At 55.9% G+C, this 16,586-nt stretch carries 22 protein-coding genes; 1 reads left to right on the forward strand and 21 read right to left on the reverse strand.

The genetic code is table 11. From position 1 onward, the window contains the following. Positions 1-9 precede the first annotated feature (9 nt). Genes QU667_RS06030 through QU667_RS06070 form a run of 9 tightly spaced genes read right to left on the reverse strand, consistent with a single transcriptional unit; the run spans position 10 to position 8,172 of the window. Positions 10-744 carry a phage tail protein I gene (locus QU667_RS06030; RefSeq protein ID WP_304986325.1) on the reverse strand — a complete coding sequence of 245 codons (735 nt, stop codon included), beginning with the start codon at positions 742-744 and terminating at the stop codon, positions 10-12. Beyond that, complete coding sequence (locus tag QU667_RS06035; protein ID WP_304986326.1) at positions 737-1,855, reverse strand: baseplate assembly protein; 1,119 nt, start codon at positions 1,853-1,855, stop codon at positions 737-739. The genes QU667_RS06030 and QU667_RS06035 overlap by 8 nt, the downstream gene beginning before the upstream one ends. 17 nt (positions 1,856-1,872) lie before the next feature. After that, positions 1,873-2,184, reverse strand: a complete 312-nt coding sequence (locus QU667_RS06040) for a GPW/gp25 family protein (RefSeq protein ID WP_304986327.1) — start codon at positions 2,182-2,184, stop codon at positions 1,873-1,875. Between the two features lies 1 nt (position 2,185). Continuing rightward, positions 2,186-2,662 carry a phage tail protein gene (locus tag QU667_RS06045; protein ID WP_304986328.1) on the reverse strand — a complete coding sequence of 159 codons (477 nt, stop codon included), beginning with the start codon at positions 2,660-2,662 and terminating at the stop codon, positions 2,186-2,188. A 30-nt stretch (positions 2,663-2,692) separates the two neighbouring features. After that, on the reverse strand, positions 2,693-2,983 hold the full coding sequence (locus tag QU667_RS06050) for a PAAR domain-containing protein (protein WP_304986329.1): 291 nt from the start codon (positions 2,981-2,983) through the stop codon (positions 2,693-2,695). A 12-nt stretch (positions 2,984-2,995) separates the two neighbouring features. Further along, positions 2,996-3,412, reverse strand: coding sequence for a hypothetical protein (locus tag QU667_RS06055; protein ID WP_304986330.1), 417 nt, complete (start codon positions 3,410-3,412; stop codon positions 2,996-2,998). Further along, positions 3,402-4,532: a phage late control D family protein gene (locus QU667_RS06060; protein WP_304986331.1), complete on the reverse strand. Its 1,131-nt coding sequence runs from the start codon at positions 4,530-4,532 to the stop codon at positions 3,402-3,404. Before QU667_RS06060 ends, QU667_RS06055 begins: the two co-directional genes overlap by 11 nt. 3 nt (positions 4,533-4,535) lie before the next feature. Beyond that, entirely contained in the window at positions 4,536-4,739 is a 204-nt protein-coding gene (locus QU667_RS06065; protein ID WP_304986332.1) for a tail protein X, read from the reverse strand. Further along, positions 4,732-8,172, reverse strand: coding sequence for a phage tail tape measure protein (locus QU667_RS06070; protein WP_304986333.1), 3,441 nt, complete (start codon positions 8,170-8,172; stop codon positions 4,732-4,734). The genes QU667_RS06065 and QU667_RS06070 overlap by 8 nt, the downstream gene beginning before the upstream one ends. 43 nt (positions 8,173-8,215) lie before the next feature. Between QU667_RS06070 and QU667_RS06075 the strand changes: the two genes are divergently transcribed. Then, on the forward strand, positions 8,216-8,437 hold the full coding sequence (locus QU667_RS06075) for a hypothetical protein (protein ID WP_304986334.1): 222 nt from the start codon (positions 8,216-8,218) through the stop codon (positions 8,435-8,437). Positions 8,438-8,462: 25 nt separating this feature from the next. Here the strand turns inward: QU667_RS06075 and QU667_RS06080 are convergent, their stop codons facing one another. Genes QU667_RS06080 through QU667_RS06135 form a run of 12 tightly spaced genes read right to left on the reverse strand, consistent with a single transcriptional unit; the run spans position 8,463 to position 16,576 of the window. Beyond that, positions 8,463-8,600, reverse strand: coding sequence for a hypothetical protein (locus QU667_RS06080; protein ID WP_304986335.1), 138 nt, complete (start codon positions 8,598-8,600; stop codon positions 8,463-8,465). A 35-nt stretch (positions 8,601-8,635) separates the two neighbouring features. Further along, complete coding sequence (locus tag QU667_RS06085; protein ID WP_304986336.1) at positions 8,636-8,995, reverse strand: hypothetical protein; 360 nt, start codon at positions 8,993-8,995, stop codon at positions 8,636-8,638. A 13-nt stretch (positions 8,996-9,008) separates the two neighbouring features. Then, positions 9,009-9,530, reverse strand: a complete 522-nt coding sequence (locus QU667_RS06090; RefSeq protein ID WP_304986337.1) for a phage major tail tube protein — start codon at positions 9,528-9,530, stop codon at positions 9,009-9,011. Positions 9,531-9,547: 17 nt separating this feature from the next. Further along, positions 9,548-10,993, reverse strand: a complete 1,446-nt coding sequence (locus tag QU667_RS06095; RefSeq protein ID WP_304986338.1) for a phage tail sheath family protein — start codon at positions 10,991-10,993, stop codon at positions 9,548-9,550. Between the two features lie 5 nt (positions 10,994-10,998). Beyond that, a complete protein-coding gene (locus QU667_RS06100; protein WP_304986339.1) occupies positions 10,999-11,304 on the reverse strand; it encodes a hypothetical protein in 306 nt (101 codons plus the stop codon). 11 nt (positions 11,305-11,315) lie between these two features. Beyond that, entirely contained in the window at positions 11,316-11,774 is a 459-nt protein-coding gene (locus tag QU667_RS06105) for a hypothetical protein (protein WP_304986340.1), read from the reverse strand. After that, positions 11,771-12,301, reverse strand: coding sequence for a hypothetical protein (locus QU667_RS06110; RefSeq protein ID WP_304986341.1), 531 nt, complete (start codon positions 12,299-12,301; stop codon positions 11,771-11,773). The genes QU667_RS06105 and QU667_RS06110 overlap by 4 nt, the downstream gene beginning before the upstream one ends. Positions 12,302-12,315: 14 nt before the next feature. Beyond that, positions 12,316-12,648, reverse strand: coding sequence for a hypothetical protein (locus QU667_RS06115; protein WP_304986342.1), 333 nt, complete (start codon positions 12,646-12,648; stop codon positions 12,316-12,318). Further along, on the reverse strand, positions 12,645-12,980 hold the full coding sequence (locus QU667_RS06120; RefSeq protein ID WP_304986343.1) for a DUF2190 family protein: 336 nt from the start codon (positions 12,978-12,980) through the stop codon (positions 12,645-12,647). Before QU667_RS06120 ends, QU667_RS06115 begins: the two co-directional genes overlap by 4 nt. Before the next feature lie 14 nt (positions 12,981-12,994). Continuing rightward, positions 12,995-14,878 carry a prohead protease/major capsid protein fusion protein gene (locus tag QU667_RS06125; RefSeq protein ID WP_304986344.1) on the reverse strand — a complete coding sequence of 628 codons (1,884 nt, stop codon included), beginning with the start codon at positions 14,876-14,878 and terminating at the stop codon, positions 12,995-12,997. Next, positions 14,856-16,376: a phage portal protein gene (locus tag QU667_RS06130; protein ID WP_304986345.1), complete on the reverse strand. Its 1,521-nt coding sequence runs from the start codon at positions 16,374-16,376 to the stop codon at positions 14,856-14,858. Before QU667_RS06130 ends, QU667_RS06125 begins: the two co-directional genes overlap by 23 nt. Continuing rightward, a complete protein-coding gene (locus QU667_RS06135) occupies positions 16,373-16,576 on the reverse strand; it encodes a DUF6148 family protein (protein ID WP_304986346.1) in 204 nt (67 codons plus the stop codon). The genes QU667_RS06130 and QU667_RS06135 overlap by 4 nt, the downstream gene beginning before the upstream one ends. Positions 16,577-16,586 lie beyond the last annotated feature (10 nt).

The raw sequence follows: 16,586 nt of genomic DNA on the forward strand, positions 1-16,586 counted from the left end.
TACTCCTTTCTAGGTCTGTGTGACCTCAAGAACTTTGTGCGTGATTCCGACACCGCCCGCATAGAACACGATACTTGCCTTCGCGTCCCTCGCAACGTCAGGATAGACCTCGTACGTCGTGTGAGTGGAGGCTGCTGCGCCGATATAGTGACGTGCAGATGTCTGTGCATCCGTGATCTGAGCCGGGCGTATCTCGTAGGTTGTGTGGATGGTTGGTGCGGAGGCGTAATACATATCATTCCATGCTTCGCGCCGGAATCTGAGTTCGTCTAGCCATGACCTTGTATTTTTTGAGGCATTAACCACCGCAAGCAACCGCCCCATATTCTCCGCTGTCATGTTTGGTGCGTTCAAAACATCGATGCGAAAATGATACGGCTCGCCTCCATACTCAAACCATTCCGTGACAATGCCGCCACTGAACACGGTTTGCACCATCTTTTCGACAGCGTCTTTCGTGCCTTTTATGCGATGCCACGCAATGGATTCGCGGACAAGCTGACGTTTCACGTCGATGCTCATGGACGGCTCATAGAAATCGACGTGCCATTGCCATGCGAGAAGGTCGATGATTTCCTCTGACAGTTCGTCAAGGCGCGGCAGGAGCAGTGCGTTCCTTGTTGCTTCCGTGATTTTTTGCAGTTCATCATCGAGTGCCCGCGCCGCCACATAGATCTGTTTGTCGGCGAGGAGATTCGGCGGCAGGATGTCAAGGAGTGAAACGCTTTGCAGGTCTTTACTCATCTTCCAGACCTCCAAAGGTCACCTTGACATGGTCAGCGATGGCGACCTGATTCTTTTCCGTCTTTGTGAATGCGGGGGATTTGATCTCTGCCCTTTTCACGCCCGCTGCGCGCAGTCGATAATAAAGCTCGGTCGGGTTGATGTCCCGTCCGAGCTTCTCTTTCTGCCATGCGACAAATTCCTGTACGGCGTTTTCTGTACGTGACTGTATCGCTGCCGCTTCGGTCGCATGACTGCGGTCGATGTAGTAGACGGCATCCACATCATACTTGACGCTCTCTGGTGCTTTTACGCTCACCTTGTCCGTCAAAGGGCGGATTCTGCGGTCATTTAGCTTCTCGCGTACAAGCGTCAAAACTTCCTCACCCGGGATAACACCTCCCTTGAGTAGCGGATATACAACGACTTCTCCCGGCGCGGGACTGTCCGGATACACATCCGAGATGAGTGCGGATGCCGCCTTTGCGTGATACTCATAGGCAAGTGTCGGCCCCGCCGTAGAAAACTTCTCCGGAGCTTCGTGGATACGCTCGCGATAGGATTCATCGTCCTCCACGTCCGCGCCACTTTCACTCTTTGTTGTGTTCTCCGCCGCCGCCCAAAATGGCACAGGATCGACAATTCTGCTGATTTCGCCCGGCAGATATCCATTTCCGCGCGTCCCGTTTTCGGTGCAAGTTGCCGATGCCGTGACGGATAATTCCCCTGCCGGAATGATGGCATTCTCGTTGAGCGCGAAATAGATGTTATCTCCCGCCGTGATCCGCGCTCCTTTGGGGATGATGACTGCCTGCTCTCGTACTGCCGAAAGCGTGAGTTTCATGGTTGCCGTGGCAGGAGCGGCGGGCAGCCGCTCCGTTCCGACAAGTGCGCCGATGTGGTCGAGATATCCGCTCCTTGCAAGGGCGAGCAGGTTCATCTTCGCCGCTTGGTCAAACAAAAGGCGCTGCTGGATCATTGCCGCTTCAAGTCCGAGCAGGAATAGCCGCAGGGGATCGGCTCGTGCAAGTTTCCGCTCAAGCAGTCCCTCCGCGATCTCCAAGATGTGAATCTCCATCTCCTCTGGATTGACATCCACAAACTTCAGATTCTCTAAATTCTTGAGTCCCACTTTTTCGCCTCCCTGCGTTATTCGTTGATCTGTACCTTTATCCTCGGTGTCAGCCGCCCGCTCTCATCGCCGTCAAAGTCGATGGACTCGATAACTGCGCGGGGCTCGTAGCGGCGCACCGCTCGGAATATCTCGTTTGAGAGGTGCGCCTTTGCGACGTTGACGGGGCGGTCGATGACTGCACCATCAATTCCAAACTCACGATCCATCGGTACGGAATATTTGATCGTGGAGATAATCATGCGGACGTTTTGCAGGACTTCCTCGGCGATCGTCGCAGGGGCAAGATTGAACGGCGGCGTTTCCCCGCCGCTTATCTCGTATGTCATATCACAGTCCTCCGAAAACGTAACTCGCAATGTTGTACGCTTTTCCGTATTTGTTCACGATGCTTTTCTCTTCGACATAGTTGCTGTCATCATATTCCGTTAGGGTGAGTGACGGCGTGCATTGGAGCAGACGGCCGTCCGCCGTCCAGTAATGCCCCGCCTCCTTGATACTGTCCAACCGCCAATAGCACTGTGACACTGGCTTTCCTCCGATGATGAGCGGGAACACCGCGCCCGTGTCGCGCATCTTACGCAGTTTTTCGAGCTGTTTGGCGACGTCGATGTTATGCGCCGCATCAAGAATGATGCTAAAAGTCAGTTTTTCAAGCCCCGGGCCTCCAAATTGGCTGACGGGCTTTCGCATGAGCAGGTCATGCTCTGTCCAGCGCCCCGTGCTTTCCCGCTCATAACCCATCGGCGTGAGCATATAGTTTGGCGACACAACAAAGATAATATCGCCCATGTAGCCGATATACACGAACTGTCACCTCCTCTCGCTGTCGCCGTTTCAGCCGCCGATGAATACGTTTCCGCTCCCTATGGCGACGCTCCCGCCGCATGACACAGGGTCGCCGATGCGCCCCGCTGCACGTCCGTTGATGTATACCGTTCCACTTCCGGCGGCGATGTTGCCGCTGTGCGGCGGATGTACAGAGCATCCGTGCGCCGGATAGCTGTCACCAACGCGCCCCGCTCCCTTCCCGTTGATGTATACGTCGCCGCTATGGGATGCGAGCCCGCGCGGCGGGCACGCATCATGGCCTGTGTCGTTGTCTCCCTGTCTTGTTGCTGCTGGCATTTCTATTCCTCCTCAGTTCAAATCAATGCGCGGAGCAGTGAGCTTCAGCGACTTTGACGCGTGAATCTCCATCTCCCCGTTTTTATTTACGATGTAGCTGCCGTCTTTGTAACGGATACTGCGCACATTCGGATCACTCTCAACGGGCGCATCAGTCTCGCTATAAAATGCACCGATAACGAATCCCGCGCCGGGACCTTTCCCTGACGTATTCGGCAAAAGAACACATAGGACTTGCTCGTCGATTGCAGGCATCCAATAGTCCTTTGTATCTTTCGTGCACCTGCTCATTACGGTGAGTTCGGCTGTCGTTCGGTCATCCTTGTCGGGACGGCGTACGATAACCGCCCCCGGCGTGCTGCCATAGGATGACACCTGACCGATAAAAATGCACTCTGATAGTGCCACGCCGCCCGTATCAGTAGCCATCCAGACACCTCCTTATATCAACGCTCGTTGTGTAGGACGTTGTGACACTGTGCGACACTTTCGTCACGAGGTATTTCCCGTCAAATTTCCCGAAATTCTTGAGCAGGAGCGTCGTCCCTGCCGCGAAATTCGTATTTCCGATGGTCGAAAAGCTCCCCGTCACTTCCTCCTTGTTTGCCTCGCGCAGTTTTTTCTTCGCGAGGCGCTCGGCTTCGGCAGTGTCCTCCACCTGTTCACGCACAAAAAGAACACGCCCCTTCTCCTTTCCGGGGATGGTGAACGCGCCTTCGATGACCTCTTTTTTCTTCCCCTTTTGGTACTTGACGTGACAGCTCCCGTAGGTGTCGCGCGTCTTGGCACGCATATTATAGGATGTGAGCCAACGCAGCGGCATTGTCTTGTCGTCGAGTTCTGCTTTTACGCCGGGCTTGTAGACGGTGATGATCGGCTCCTGCGCCTCATATTTCTCATCATCGAAAATGACGATATGCTCCACCATGATCTTGAGGCTCATGCCGTTGTTCTTGCAGATTTCGAGCAAAAAAGCAAGATCGGACTTATCCGCCTGCTCCACATGGTCAAGGTTCGGATTTTCTGCACAGTCCCATATGAGTGAAAGATTGTTTCGTTCGCAGATGTCGGCGGCACATTTCCAGACGGATATTTTTTCCCATGTCTGATTTCGCCGTGTACCACGCAGTGATGATTCACCAACCACGGAAACACCCTTGATCTGTACGGTGGAAGGGAATCCGACAATCTCCACTTCGTCGATCTCAAATTTGCCCGCGTGAAAAATTGTCTCGCCGTCCTTGAGCGTGATGCGGTTGTATGTGTGGATGGTGATGTCGAGCATATTGCCCTCACCCTTGGGAAACCAATCCTCCATCCAGAGCTGCGCCCGATCCTCAAGGGTGAGCGTCACATCGTCTGCCGCATCGGATAGATTGTCCGTGTAGTCCATGGAGATGAGGTATTTGCTCACATCCTCTGAAATGTCCTTTCCCTCCGTTTCGCCCGCCGGGGTGTACTTGATTTCAAGCCATGCGCGGCGTGAGAGTTCCGATCCGCTCGGCAGCTCTTTCAGCCAATCGTCCATTGGGTTCTTATACTCCGCCATCGTCTACCTCCTCCACGGCGGCAGGATGTGTGATGCCTCTGGCGCTATAGTCGGACAAATTACCTGCACGCCCGACGGGAATATGGCGATATTCGCAAGGTCACTGTTTGCTTCAATCAGCTGCACTATCGCGGATTCCTTGCCGTACACCTTGTAGGCGATCATGTCCCATGTATCACCCTGTATGCTTGTGTAGGTATCAGGCATAGGAAAGCCTCCTCTCATGCGCGTCCTGCCGCTTGAGGAGCGTCGGGAACATAGCGATAAGTTCCTGCTTCTGTCGCTCAAGCTCTGCGCGCAGCTGCTCCACAACGCCCGCATCCGCCGTTCCGTCGATATGGATGGTCGGATTGTAGTTGATGGTAACGCCGCCACTCGGCGGCGGCATTGCCGCAATGGTCGGGCTCTGCATTGGAGGCGGTGCTTGCATCTGCAATATTGGTGCGGATGCCTCCAGTTGAGGCGCGGCATTCTGTATGGTTCTGGTGATCGGCGGCACAAGTGTCAGCGTCGGCGACTGTGTCTTTGCCGTATGCTCTTGCATCTCCGTCGCCTTCTGCGTGGCTTCCTGTGCGACTTGCGGCAGCGGCGGCACAAGTGTCAGCATCGGCGGCTGTGCCTTTGCCGTATTCTCCTGTATTGCCGTTGCCTGTGGTATGATCTCCGCTGTTTCTTTTGGCAATAGCCCCATCATCTCGCCCGTCTGCTTCCATAGGCTCGCCGCCCGTGCGCTGCCGTCAATGGGGATTGCCGCCTCAGGCGAATCCTCCGCGAATGTGGTAAGGAATGCACCCTTTTGATAGATGCCACCGCGTGCATTCGCCGCAACACTGATTCCTGCGGTAAATCCACCCGAAAAGCTGGAGGTTAGCCTGTCCCATGCGCCGCTGATGGTATTCGACACCGCATCCGGTATCTGACTGATCTTGTTGACAATCGCATCATACGCGTCGCTTGCCCACGCGCTAGCCGCCGCAACGAACGCCGCACCCGCCTCCGTGCAATGTGCTGGCAGATTCATGAGATATGTATACACCTCATTGACGGTGTTCGTTATCCATGTGATAACAGTCGTGTATACCGCAATGAGCCACGCCGCAGCCGCTGAAAGGAATGCCGTCCCCGCCTCCATACAGTAGTCGGGTAGATTCATAAGGAATGTATACGTATCATTGACTATCTGCGTTAGTCTCTCGACAAAAGCCGTATACGTCGCCGACAACCATGCGACTGCCGCCGCTAGGAACGCCGTCCCTGCCGCGATACAGTATCCCGGCAGTCGCATAAGGAGTTCCGCAATCGCCGTGACAATATTTAGATAGAGCCTCGGCAACGACACGATGATGCCCGCCATAAATCCAATCGCAAATGCGACGCGCTCAGGAATCCTCATAATGAAATCAATCGCCGCCGAAATGAACGATTGTATCCCTGCGACGATTGCTGTTCCGAGTTCTGTGAAGAACTCTCCTGCCGTGGTCAGCGCGGATGATATCGCGTCTACAATATCCGATCCTAACTGCGTGAAAAACGCCCCTGCCGCCGACCATGCCGCCTGTATCCCCTCCCATGCTTTATCAGCATACTCTCGTACACCGTCAAAATGGGTGTAGAGAAGGTAAATCGCCCCGATAACCGCCGCAATGGCAAGAACAATCAGCCCGATGGGGTTCGCCGTCATCGCCGCATTCCATGCCCACTGTGCCGCCGTTGCGATTTTCGTCGCAATGTGAAGCCCCTTGACGAATTCGGCGGCAAGTTGGAAAGAGGTATAAGCGAGGACTGCGCCTTGCACAATCAATGTCATTCCTGCGATTGTCACGATCAGCGCAGCAATCCCCGCCGCTACTCCTGCGATGATTGTAACAAGTTCCTGATTCTTCGATGCCCACTCGCCAAAGGACGTGAGCACGGGCGCAACCGCCGCGAACAAATTCCCGATGGTCGGGAGGAGTGCATTGCCGATGGATATTTGTGTAGCGTCCAGTGCGTTCTTTGCAAGCTGAATCTGATTTTCCGTCGTCTGACTACGCGCCGCATACTCCTGCTCCATCGACCCCGCATACTGCGCCGCATCCGCAACTTTGTCAAAGTTCTCCTGCAGGTTCTCAAGATTTCCGAGGAGCGGTGCGATTGCTCCGATGGATTCTTTGCCGAATAGGTCTTGCAGTGTTGCCGCCCTCTTGTCTGCGTCAAGCTCCTGCAAGGCTTTCATTACGTCGATGATTGCGCCTTTTGCGTCCACTTGCATCCGGCTCGCTACGTCCTCAGCTGTCATGCCGAGCGCAGCAAATGCGGCGGCTTGTGACTTCGTCGCCCCCTCACCCGCTGCCATGCCAAGAATGAGGTTCTTGATGCCCGTTGCCGCGACTTCTGACGGAATACCAACGCCGACCATCGACGCGCCGAGCGCGGCGATCTCCCCAGATGCAACGCCGCCGACCTCACCGAGCGGACCGATGCGCGTCACAACGTCCGAGATGAGCGGCGCGGATGCCGCTGTCGTATTGCCGAGGTAGTTGATCTTATCCGCAAGCGCGACGACTTCCTCCTGATTCATCTTGAATGCCGTGCGCCACTTTGCCATCATGTCACCCGCCTGATCGGCGGTGATGTCAAATGCGATTCCCATCTTTGTTGCCGATTCGGCAAATGCAAGCAGATCCTCACGCGCAATGCCGGACTGACCGCCCGCCGCAACGATCTTGGCGATGCCCTCCGCCGCCATCGGCAGCTCCGTCGATAGCTTGAGGATGTCCCTGGACATTGCCTTAAACTGTTCCGGCGTGTCGAAGTCAACGACCTTCCGCACGTCTGCCATAACAGACTCAAATTTGATTGCTTCCTGCGTTGACTCGATCAGCGGAGCAGCAATCGCACCCGCCATAAGCGTAGCTTCGATGAAGTTCCCTTTTGCCGCGCTGAATTTTTCACTTGCGCCCTGCTTTTTCTCACGCAGACCCGCCATTTTTTCACGGTGCGCTATCGCGGCTTTTTCCTTGTCTATGGTTTTCTGTAAGGCTTCCTGTGCGGTGCGCTGGCTCTCGGCGAAATTCTTTGTCGATATGCCCGCCTCGGCGAGCGACGTACGAACACCTTGAAGGGCAACTTGCTGACTTGACAGCGTGTCTTTCAGCCGCGCCGCTTTATTTTTCGCCTCCTCAAAATCCCTGCCGAGTGCCTTTGTCCGCTCCTCGCTCTCCTTGTATGCGGCGGTCATACTCTTGAGTTCTGCCTTTGCGGCTTTGAATGTCGCAGGTGTGAGCGTCCCCTTCATGCGGTCGAGGCTTTCCTTTGCCTGATCGACGCGTGCTTTGAGCGTCGCCGTCTCCTGCTGTGATGCCTTGAACTCTCCTGCGAGTGTCGCCGCGCGGGCGCGTGCCTCGGTAAGACTGCTTGACGCATCCTGTACGGCACGCTTGAGTGTCATAAACTGCGCGGACTTTGCGCCGATATTTGCAAGCTCGCCCTCATATTTACGCAGGGCTGCCGTCCCCTGCTCCATTTGGGCATTGACCGCATGTGCGGTCTGTGCGACGCTCTGAATCGACTGCGCCGCTTTTGCAACGCCCGCCGCAATACTGCCGTCAATCGACGCTTTGAGTGCGATTGCAAGCGCGAACGTTTTTGTTGTTGACAAAGTATCACCTCCCCTGTATGCTGAAGATAAGAACTACTCGGGTATGAACGGATTGGAGGGAGCGAACATGGATTTCTTAGCCGTTATGCTTCTTGTTTTGCTTGTCCTGATTGTCGGCGTTCTCTTTTGTACGCTGGCTATGAATGCCGTTGCGGGGACGATGGATTCAATCTCTGCGCTTCTTGAAACTGTCTACAATTTCGTTCACCGCAATGACGACGCAGCCCTCGTCCCGACGCAAAAGCCCGCCCGTTATCTTCCATAATTCCATAGAGCCGCCCGCAAGGCGGCTATTTTTTATGTGCGGCTTTCTTTGCCGCTTCATTCTCAAGTTCGATCTCCGCATTCACGATTTTCATCCAACAGCCAAATTCCCCCGTCGGCATTTCAAGAAATACGCCGATAGGGGAATTGCTGTATTTTGCCATGCGCAGAGCAGAGCGCCGAAGGTTATCCCCCAGTGCTATACCATCAAAAAATTCTGCACCTTGATACAGACCGCCGTAAAGTCCGTTCCCGAGAGTTCCAGAATCTCATCGTATTTCAGCTTTGCCGCCGCCGCCGCGACGCGTGCCTGATACGCTTGCGAGAGTGCCATAACGCTAATCATCGGGTCGGCTTTTCTTGCCTCCTTCTCACATTTGAGGAGGACGTATCCCGTCACGCGGTCGAAGTCCAGATGAATCTCCTTTGTCCCGCTGCGCAGCGGCTTCTTGAGGTGAATCAAATTGCCCTCGTCCACGGGTTCGGCATCGTATACTTCCACATCCCCCGTCTCTGCTGTCAGAGCAGCGTCCAACTCGTTCTTTTTGTCATCTGCCATTGTCGTGTCCTCCTCAGTTCATGCCAATATTCTTGCGAACCTGTGTCAGCTGGTCTTTCCCGCCGATCACTGCCTTGTAGCCGTACTTGTCAATCTCCGCGAGCGTTTCGCCGCCGTATTCGAGCTTGTAGTAATGCGCCTCAATCGTGGTGCTGCTCCCCGACGTATTACCCGCCTCCAGGCTGCCGCCCGAATAACTCTTGACGCGTCCTCGCACAACCACGCGATAGCGGTCGTGCGTGTATTCCTCCGCACCGGAATCAAATCCCTGCACGTCGGAGTAGGCTTCAAGGCAGATGGGTTCCCCGCCGTGATAGCGCATCGCCGTTTTCGTCGGCACCTGCCAGTTCACCTTGACTTCAAGGCTTTCAAAATGCCCGTGAATCGGCGCGGACATTGTGCCCGCGATGCCGATGCCCTTCACGTCCGTGGTCATGGACGAGAGATCGGCAAGCTCCACACTGGACGCGCTGATGCAGTCGTCGTTTCCGTCGATGTAGCAGCGCATATCGTTAATTACTTCCGGAATTGCCATATATTCTCACTCCTTCCTTACGCGAACAGTGCCTTGAAGTTGTTGACATCGTATTCAAGAATGCCCTCAATCGACTGTGCGGCTACGGGCGGTGTCATGAATATGTGGATGCGGATAATCCCCTGTAAAAGATCAGTCAACGGATTTTCCTCCTCGCGGAAGATGACATCCGCACCAAGCAGGAAGCCACGCGACACCAGCCCGTTGAGGCGAATCTTCTCAGAGTCAACAATCGTGCGGATCAGGCGCAGCGTCAGCGGCTGATCCACCTTCTGCCAGTACGTCAGGATAAAGGTCTGATGCTGCCAGTCAAACATGCGGCGCACACAGATGAACGCGTCCTTTACATCCGTGACAGACGGATATGCGCCTGTGTAGTTGCCCCAGCTATTCCATCCGCCGACGTGGTTGAGCGCGGTCATGATGCCCTGACTGTTGAGGAGATTCGCCTGTGTGAGCGAGATTGTGACCTCCGTGCCATCCTTGAGGCAGATGCCCGTCGCCTGCATGGAGAGGTTCGACGGACTCTGATACGGTACATCCGCATTTTCCGCATCCATAACACCGATGATGCCGATGATATGCGTGGACATACGGAAAACCATGTTTCCGTTCCTAACGCACGGCCAGCATACAACCTGATTCACGCCCGTATAGCTGTTCTTGTTCTTCCACTCGTTCACGTCGGAGTAGTGCTTCACTGCGCCCGTGTCCACGTCTGTCAGGCAGATGCAGCGGAACAGCCCGGAGATGTTCATCGCCTTCGCCTTCATGACGGCGGCAACGCTCGGATGGTCCGACCACCCCGGCGCAGCGACAATCCCCGGAACAAGCGAAAAGAGCGTATAGATGGAGTCGAGCCACTCAAGCCCCGCCGTCCCTGTCTTGCTTGCGCCGCCGATGATGTCCGCATCCTTCACTTTGGACGGATCGATCTTCGTGCACTCAAGATAGAGTTTGTCAGCATTCTTGAGTGCGCCCGTCGGCGTAACCGAGATAACGAGCCGCCCTTCATCGTTGTACGCCGCTGTATAGTCCGTGAGGTTCTTTGCGGGTTCTGCTGCAGGGGCGGTCTTAACCTTGAGCGAGTCAATGAGAACGGGCTCATCGAGCACGATGCGCCCTTCTGTGACCGTACGCCCGTCAGTGTCTTTGATCTCTGCTTTGTGTTTTGCAGGGTCAAGGACGTTGACAAAGATAATCGGCTTGACTCCATAGAGTTTGAACTGCGCATACATGACTTCGGAAAGCGTGTATTCGTCCCAGTTCTCCGAATATCCAAGCGCCGCCACCGCCTCATTCCAGCTGTAGCAAATAACAGGTCGATTGACGTTCTTCGCGGGGTCAGCCGTCAGATGGACGGGTGCCGTCCCGAATACGACGGGCAGTCCCGCCGTGGTGTTTACGGGGGAAAGAATGGAAGTCGGTACCTCCTTCACCCGTACGCCGTGAAAAAATGCCATATTCCTTACCGCCTTTCTTCCTCATGCTCCTGCACAGCCTTCTGATACAGGACATTGAGGAGTGATCCCGTCTCCCCGACTTCTGCGCGTGCCGCATCGAGGTTTTCCGGGGAAACAAAAAGCGGAGCATGGATCGGATCGTCTTTGAACGCCTCCGGAATCCCGTCCGCAAATACCTTATACGTTGAAAGATCTCTGCTTCGATTGCTCGGGCCGATGTAGATCATCGGCTGTGCGGCTACTTCGACAGGAATTTCTTTCTCCTTCTTTTTGGGTGGAGTTTTCTGCTCCGCCGTCTCTGTCTCTTCCATGGTTTCTCCTCTCACATCCTGCCGAGAATGTCGTTCCGCGTGTTTTTGACAACAGGCAGGATTACGTCAAAATCAATGCGCCCCCAGTATTTCGGATAGGGCTGTTCGTCTGGAATGCTTGTTTCGAGTTCCCCGTCCGCAATCTGCCAACGGTTCTTGATCGGGTTTTTAGAGAGCAGCGAGAAGCGCAGAAACTCCAAAACGTGATAGAGGCTTTCTGCGCCGCACTTCTCCGTCTCGGGACATACAGCGACATAGACCACCATATTTGCAAGGCGTTCTTTCTTCTCGTCCTTCACCTTATGAGGGCGAATGACAATGTGTGGGCATTGCTCCTTTTTCATCGTCCTCACATCGGCAATCGGCAAAAAGCCCGCATGGGCTTCTCCTGTGCCTGACTTTTCGTCATATCTTTTGATTTCCTCACCCAGAAAATCCGCGATCTCCTCCGCGCATCGCCACGGCGTCATATTTCGCCCCCTATTCTGTGTTCTACTTCGTGGATGATGCGTTTTTCATACATCTCCGCACCAGCCTCCATCGACGCCTCAAGCACGCTGTTCTCCCAAAACATTTGCGGGACGGACGGACCATAGATGCCCTTGAGCGGATAGCGTTCCGCCCCCTCGCGCATAAGGAACGACCCATCCTGCGTAAATGATCGTGGAATGATACTGCCGCTCCCCTTCTTGATGGAAGCGAAAATTCCCGTTTTGCGCACTGCCGTCCCGCGAAAGTTCTGCACTGGCTCTACGCCGCCTTTAATGCGAATGATTGTTTCAAGTGGACGCTCAGCCTTGACGATCATGTGTGCTTTTGCAACACTCGCCTTGATCGTGTAGACTTCGCGAAGTTTCTTTCCACCAACGACAGCTGCATGATTTGCTGCGCGTTTTCCCGCCGCTCCGACGGCCCGATAAAGCTCCCTGCCAGAGAGTGCAGATAATGCACGTTTGATTTTTTCTGTCCCATCTTTGGATACATCAATCTTTACCATTTGTCCGCTCCCTCTCAGCTGCAGTGTCCATGAAGCACAATAGAGAGCAGCCCCGCCTCATTCGTGCACGAATCCACGAGCATGATTTTCCCGTCAAGATCGAACTGCATTCCCTCAACGGGGATCTCCGGAAGCAGACGTGCCTCAACGTGTACGGTCACACTTGCACCGTGGATTCCCTCGTATACGTCATACGTCGCGCCGCGCAGGTATTTCTCCTCGGTGCGCGATTTTTCTACAACGCACAGGCAAACCGACCCATTTAGATCGTGTTCCTCTGCGAACTCTGCGGGATTCAGGAACACGCGCGTGAGGTCGGCGGCGACTTGATCTTTGAATCCCATCATCCGATGCGGACAAGTGCCACCGTGTCCGCCTGCTCTTTCGGCGCAATCGCATAGCCCGCGCGCACCGTGTCCGTACTCGCAGCAGCGACAATGGCGTTGTCACTCTTGTCCCAGTAGACCTCTGCACCGACCTCGATCTTGCCCGTCATCGCAGGGAGACGGAACGCGCCTACGAGCGTCACGCTCCCCGTCTCGCCTTTCGGGATCTCCGAGAGTGCGACGCCGATCCGCGCCGCAAGCGGGACGACCTCCATATAGGCCAGTTTCTTTGTCGGCGTGTAGTCGATGTTATCCCCTCGCTGCACATACGTTGCTTTTACTGCTTCTGCCATGACTTAATTCCTCCTTACTTGCCTGTGCTCTTTGCAATGCCGCGATAGTCGAGCAGATTCACGCCCACATCCATGTAGATACGCCACTTGATGCCGAGCGTGTCGAACTGTTCCGCGCGCTCCATCGTCGGCGTGAGGTTGCCGTTGAGGCTTGTGACCTCAATCGACGGCGCAACGCCCGCCGCTGCCGCGAGATAGAAAGCCTTTGCATCCTCAAGCTCCGGCTCCGAGATGACCGTCATCTTGTTCGCGAACGGGTTCGGTGTTGCGTTCGCCTTCGTCGGGTCAACCACCGAGCTGATGAGCTGCGCCGCCTGTACCTCGAGTTCGACGGGACAGATGAGAAATGCGGGCTGGATGTTGAGGTACTCAAGCCCTGCGATGTTCTTCTGCCTTGCCATCGCCGCCTTCATCTTGGCAAGCCCATCGATGGAGATGTCCACTGCATGGAGTGTGTTGTGGTTGTTGCTGAAGAGCGGATCCCCCTCAATCGTCGGATTCGCCTTGAGCAGCTTGTAGACCATCTTGTTGATCATGCGCCGTACCGACGCTCCGTAGATTGCGGGGATCTGCTGCAGTGCGCCCATATCGTCGTTGATGATCGCCTGACGCGTGATGGAGAACATGCGCCCGTAGGTCGCGATGCTCGTCTTCGTCATGCTCTCGGATACGCCGCTCGCCTTGAACTCGCCGCTCTCATTCAGCTTTTCGAGCGTATCCGCCTCGCTCAGGCGATAGCGCGGCGCATCCTTGAAGTCCGAATTGCTTCCATGCGCCGTCCAGAGCTGATACGTCGTCGGTGCGGTCTGATAAGCCTGTGCCATGCTCTTATGCGCGACATTCGAGAGGATGCCGGAGAATGCACCCGTGCCTGTCAGAGCCTCGCGGACAATCGTTTCATCGTCCATCGTGCGCGTATTCTTCCCCAGTTCGCGCTCCACGCACTCAGCAGCAAGGCGAATCATGCGCTTCCCGCGATACTCATCCGCTCCCGCCGCCTTGTTCTCGACCGTAAGTCCTGCACGCATAGCAAGCCCGTCCGTCGCCGCTGCGCGGAACTTGTCCATCTCATCAACCTGCACCGTCACCGTCTGAGCCTTGCGCTCCTGTGCCAGGTTGTCGAGGATCGCCGCACGGACAGCCTCGACGCTCATACCGTCATTGATGTATGGCGCATCGTCCACGCCAAACTGACGGCACATTGTCCCGATCTCGCGCACACGGGCGCGCTCCTCGGCGATTGCCGTCTGACGCGCCGCCTCCGTATCCGGCTGCACGCCCGTATCCGGCGTTGCCGTCACGGGATCCTGTGCCTTGATGCCATTATCCTTGTTCTGTTTGTCCATCGCTGCCTCTCCATTCTCTGAATAACTACGTCCAACTCCTACGGTCGCATCAGCGGGTACGGACACAATCGAAAGCTCGTACGGTGTCCACCGCGTCGCAACCTCACACGGTCCCGTAAATCGTCCGTTCGTGCTTGTCGCTCCCGCCTTGACCTCCTCCCACACGTCGACCGCGTAGCCGACCGAGACACCCTTCAGCGTTCCCGCGCGCACCTTCTGATAGACGCGCTCGCTCTCCTCGTCCTCGTCGAACTGAATCACCGCGCGCAGCTTACGCGCGGCCTCATCCAATCGGACAGAGAGGACATGACCAATCACGCGGTCACGGTCATGGTTGAAGAGCACCACACCAATCTCCTGCAGCCGCGTGAGGTCAACCGCCCCTGCATCATGCGAGAGGATTTCATCGCCGAACCATCGGCGGCACGGCTCTTCACTCGAAAGCGAGAGTTCTACTTGTCGTGTGTCCCCGTCCGCCTCATCCGTGCGACAGAGAATCGCACCCGCGTACGCTGTGCGCCGCTGCGGCTCATTCTTGTTCCTTACCGCCATCTGCATCCTCCTTGTCATCATCTGCGTTATTGACATGATTGCTCTGCGCCGCCTGCACCGTGATCGGCGTATGCACCGAGAGTTTCAGCCCCATCGCCTCAGCGGTCTCCTTCTCAAGTGCCATCTGCTCAAGCTGCTCCCGCCAGTCGTAGCCGCGTTCGGCGCACCACTGCGCGAGCGTCTTGCCGCCATTCTGGATCGCGGCGATATCCGCCTGCACTTCCTTTTGCGGGTCAATCCACGCCCAGCCGGGCGTAACCCACTCGACCGTCTGATATGTCGCCCTGTGCTCGAAATAGTCGGGGATATCAAGACTGCCCGCCATCACGCAGAGATCCATCCACTCACGGTAAATCGGTGCACACAGGTGCGCCGCCATGAATTCCTGCATCGGCTCAAAGGTCTTGCGATCCTCAAGCATCCCCTGTCGCGCACTTGAAAAGCTCGACGTATTGAAGTCGCGGCTCATCAGCTCATAGGAAAGTCCAAGTCCCGCGCCCGCAAGCCGCTCCTGTATGGCGACATAATCCCGCGCATTGGCAAGTCCGCGCGACGGATTCGCCGTCTTAATGCTCTCCCCAGGTGCGAGATACTGCACCATACCGGGACGAATCGCTTTCAGTTTCTTCCCCTCAGGGTCTTTCGTATTCAGTCCCATGCGCCCTACCGTACCCGGTGCGCCTGTCTCCGTTGTGATAAAGACCGAAAAGCATGCCGCGATCCGCGCAGTGAGTGTTTCAGCGTCCAAATAATCCTGCGTATCTTTGAGTCGCTTGATGATGGGGGCAAGGTCTGAGATGCCGCGTATCTGGTCGGGTTGACTGCGCGTCCAGAGGTGGATGATCTGCTCGGCGGGCACGCGGTCGGGGTTGTACTCTACATAGCCGTCCGCGCTCTTGCGGTCAATCCAATATGCGAGCGGACGCAGATGTGCGTTCAGCTCGATGCCCGAGCGGATGATGTTGTTCGTCTTCGGCGCGTACATGAGGAAACTGCTCAGCAGATCGGACTTGATGACCTGCAATTTCAGCGGATGCCGCCCCTTGCGCGTGACCACCTTCTTGATGAGGATTTCCCCGTCGACGATCTTGCGCCTGAGGAGCATCGCCTGTAGCTCTGCGAAATTCTGCTGACCTGTGATGTCGCAGTTCTCCGCCGCCGTCCAGTCCCGCCATAGAGCCTCGATGCGCCTGTTCAGCTCCTCGCTGCCCGTGCGCGCCTGAGGCTTGATACCCGTGCCGACGACGTTGCGCACGATACCGCCGACAGCTGCGCCCGCGATGTCACTGTTGCGCTCGAGATACCGCGCCCGCGCCTTGATGAGGTCGCGCTGCGGCTTGTCGGCGTTCTCCGTGTCCTCGTTGATCGGCACCCATCCATCGTTAAAGCGCGTCACCTCCCCCGCCTCGTAGGCGCGCAGACTCTCTGCATAAAATGCTCGGCTGCACGCCCACTCAGGCGAAATCGCCGCAATTGCCTTTTCGAGCAGCGGTATCATATCCGCCCCATTTGGGCAAAGTACAGATCCCCGCCATCACGGCGCGCAATCTCAGCTTTCAGCGTGCTTTCCCGTGCGTAGAGCGTCGCTAGATTCGCCTTTGTGAGCCGCCTGTTCGCGATCTGGTATTCCTGCGCCCCTTCCTCAATCGCTCTGATTGCCTCCTGTACCCGCGCAAGTTGTGTTTCCAGTGTCTCCAAATGGTCTCAC

It is taken from the genome of Selenomonas dianae (genome assembly GCF_030644225.1).
Taxonomy (GTDB): Bacteria; Bacillota; Negativicutes; order Selenomonadales; family Selenomonadaceae; genus Centipeda; species Centipeda dianae.

Coding starts and splice junctions, on each gene's coding strand:
- QU667_RS06030 (WP_304986325.1), bottom strand. CDS start 744: ATGAGTAAAGACCTGCAAAGCGTTTCACTCCTTGACATCCTGCCGCCG.
- QU667_RS06040 (WP_304986327.1), bottom strand. CDS start 2,184: ATGACATACGAGATAAGCGGCGGGGAAACGCCGCCGTTCAATCTTGCC.
- QU667_RS06050 (WP_304986329.1), bottom strand. CDS start 2,983: ATGCCAGCAGCAACAAGACAGGGAGACAACGACACAGGCCATGATGCG.
- QU667_RS06055 (WP_304986330.1), bottom strand. CDS start 3,412: ATGGCTACTGATACGGGCGGCGTGGCACTATCAGAGTGCATTTTTATC.
- QU667_RS06060 (WP_304986331.1), bottom strand. CDS start 4,532: ATGGCGGAGTATAAGAACCCAATGGACGATTGGCTGAAAGAGCTGCCG.
- QU667_RS06065 (WP_304986332.1), bottom strand. CDS start 4,739: ATGCCTGATACCTACACAAGCATACAGGGTGATACATGGGACATGATC.
- QU667_RS06075 (WP_304986334.1), top strand. CDS start 8,216: ATGAACGGATTGGAGGGAGCGAACATGGATTTCTTAGCCGTTATGCTT.
- QU667_RS06080 (WP_304986335.1), bottom strand. CDS start 8,600: ATGGCAAAATACAGCAATTCCCCTATCGGCGTATTTCTTGAAATGCCG.
- QU667_RS06085 (WP_304986336.1), bottom strand. CDS start 8,995: ATGGCAGATGACAAAAAGAACGAGTTGGACGCTGCTCTGACAGCAGAG.
- QU667_RS06090 (WP_304986337.1), bottom strand. CDS start 9,530: ATGGCAATTCCGGAAGTAATTAACGATATGCGCTGCTACATCGACGGA.
- QU667_RS06095 (WP_304986338.1), bottom strand. CDS start 10,993: ATGGCATTTTTTCACGGCGTACGGGTGAAGGAGGTACCGACTTCCATT.
- QU667_RS06100 (WP_304986339.1), bottom strand. CDS start 11,304: ATGGAAGAGACAGAGACGGCGGAGCAGAAAACTCCACCCAAAAAGAAG.
- QU667_RS06105 (WP_304986340.1), bottom strand. CDS start 11,774: ATGACGCCGTGGCGATGCGCGGAGGAGATCGCGGATTTTCTGGGTGAG.
- QU667_RS06110 (WP_304986341.1), bottom strand. CDS start 12,301: ATGGTAAAGATTGATGTATCCAAAGATGGGACAGAAAAAATCAAACGT.
- QU667_RS06115 (WP_304986342.1), bottom strand. CDS start 12,648: ATGATGGGATTCAAAGATCAAGTCGCCGCCGACCTCACGCGCGTGTTC.
- QU667_RS06120 (WP_304986343.1), bottom strand. CDS start 12,980: ATGGCAGAAGCAGTAAAAGCAACGTATGTGCAGCGAGGGGATAACATC.
- QU667_RS06125 (WP_304986344.1), bottom strand. CDS start 14,878: ATGGCGGTAAGGAACAAGAATGAGCCGCAGCGGCGCACAGCGTACGCG.
- QU667_RS06130 (WP_304986345.1), bottom strand. CDS start 16,376: ATGATACCGCTGCTCGAAAAGGCAATTGCGGCGATTTCGCCTGAGTGG.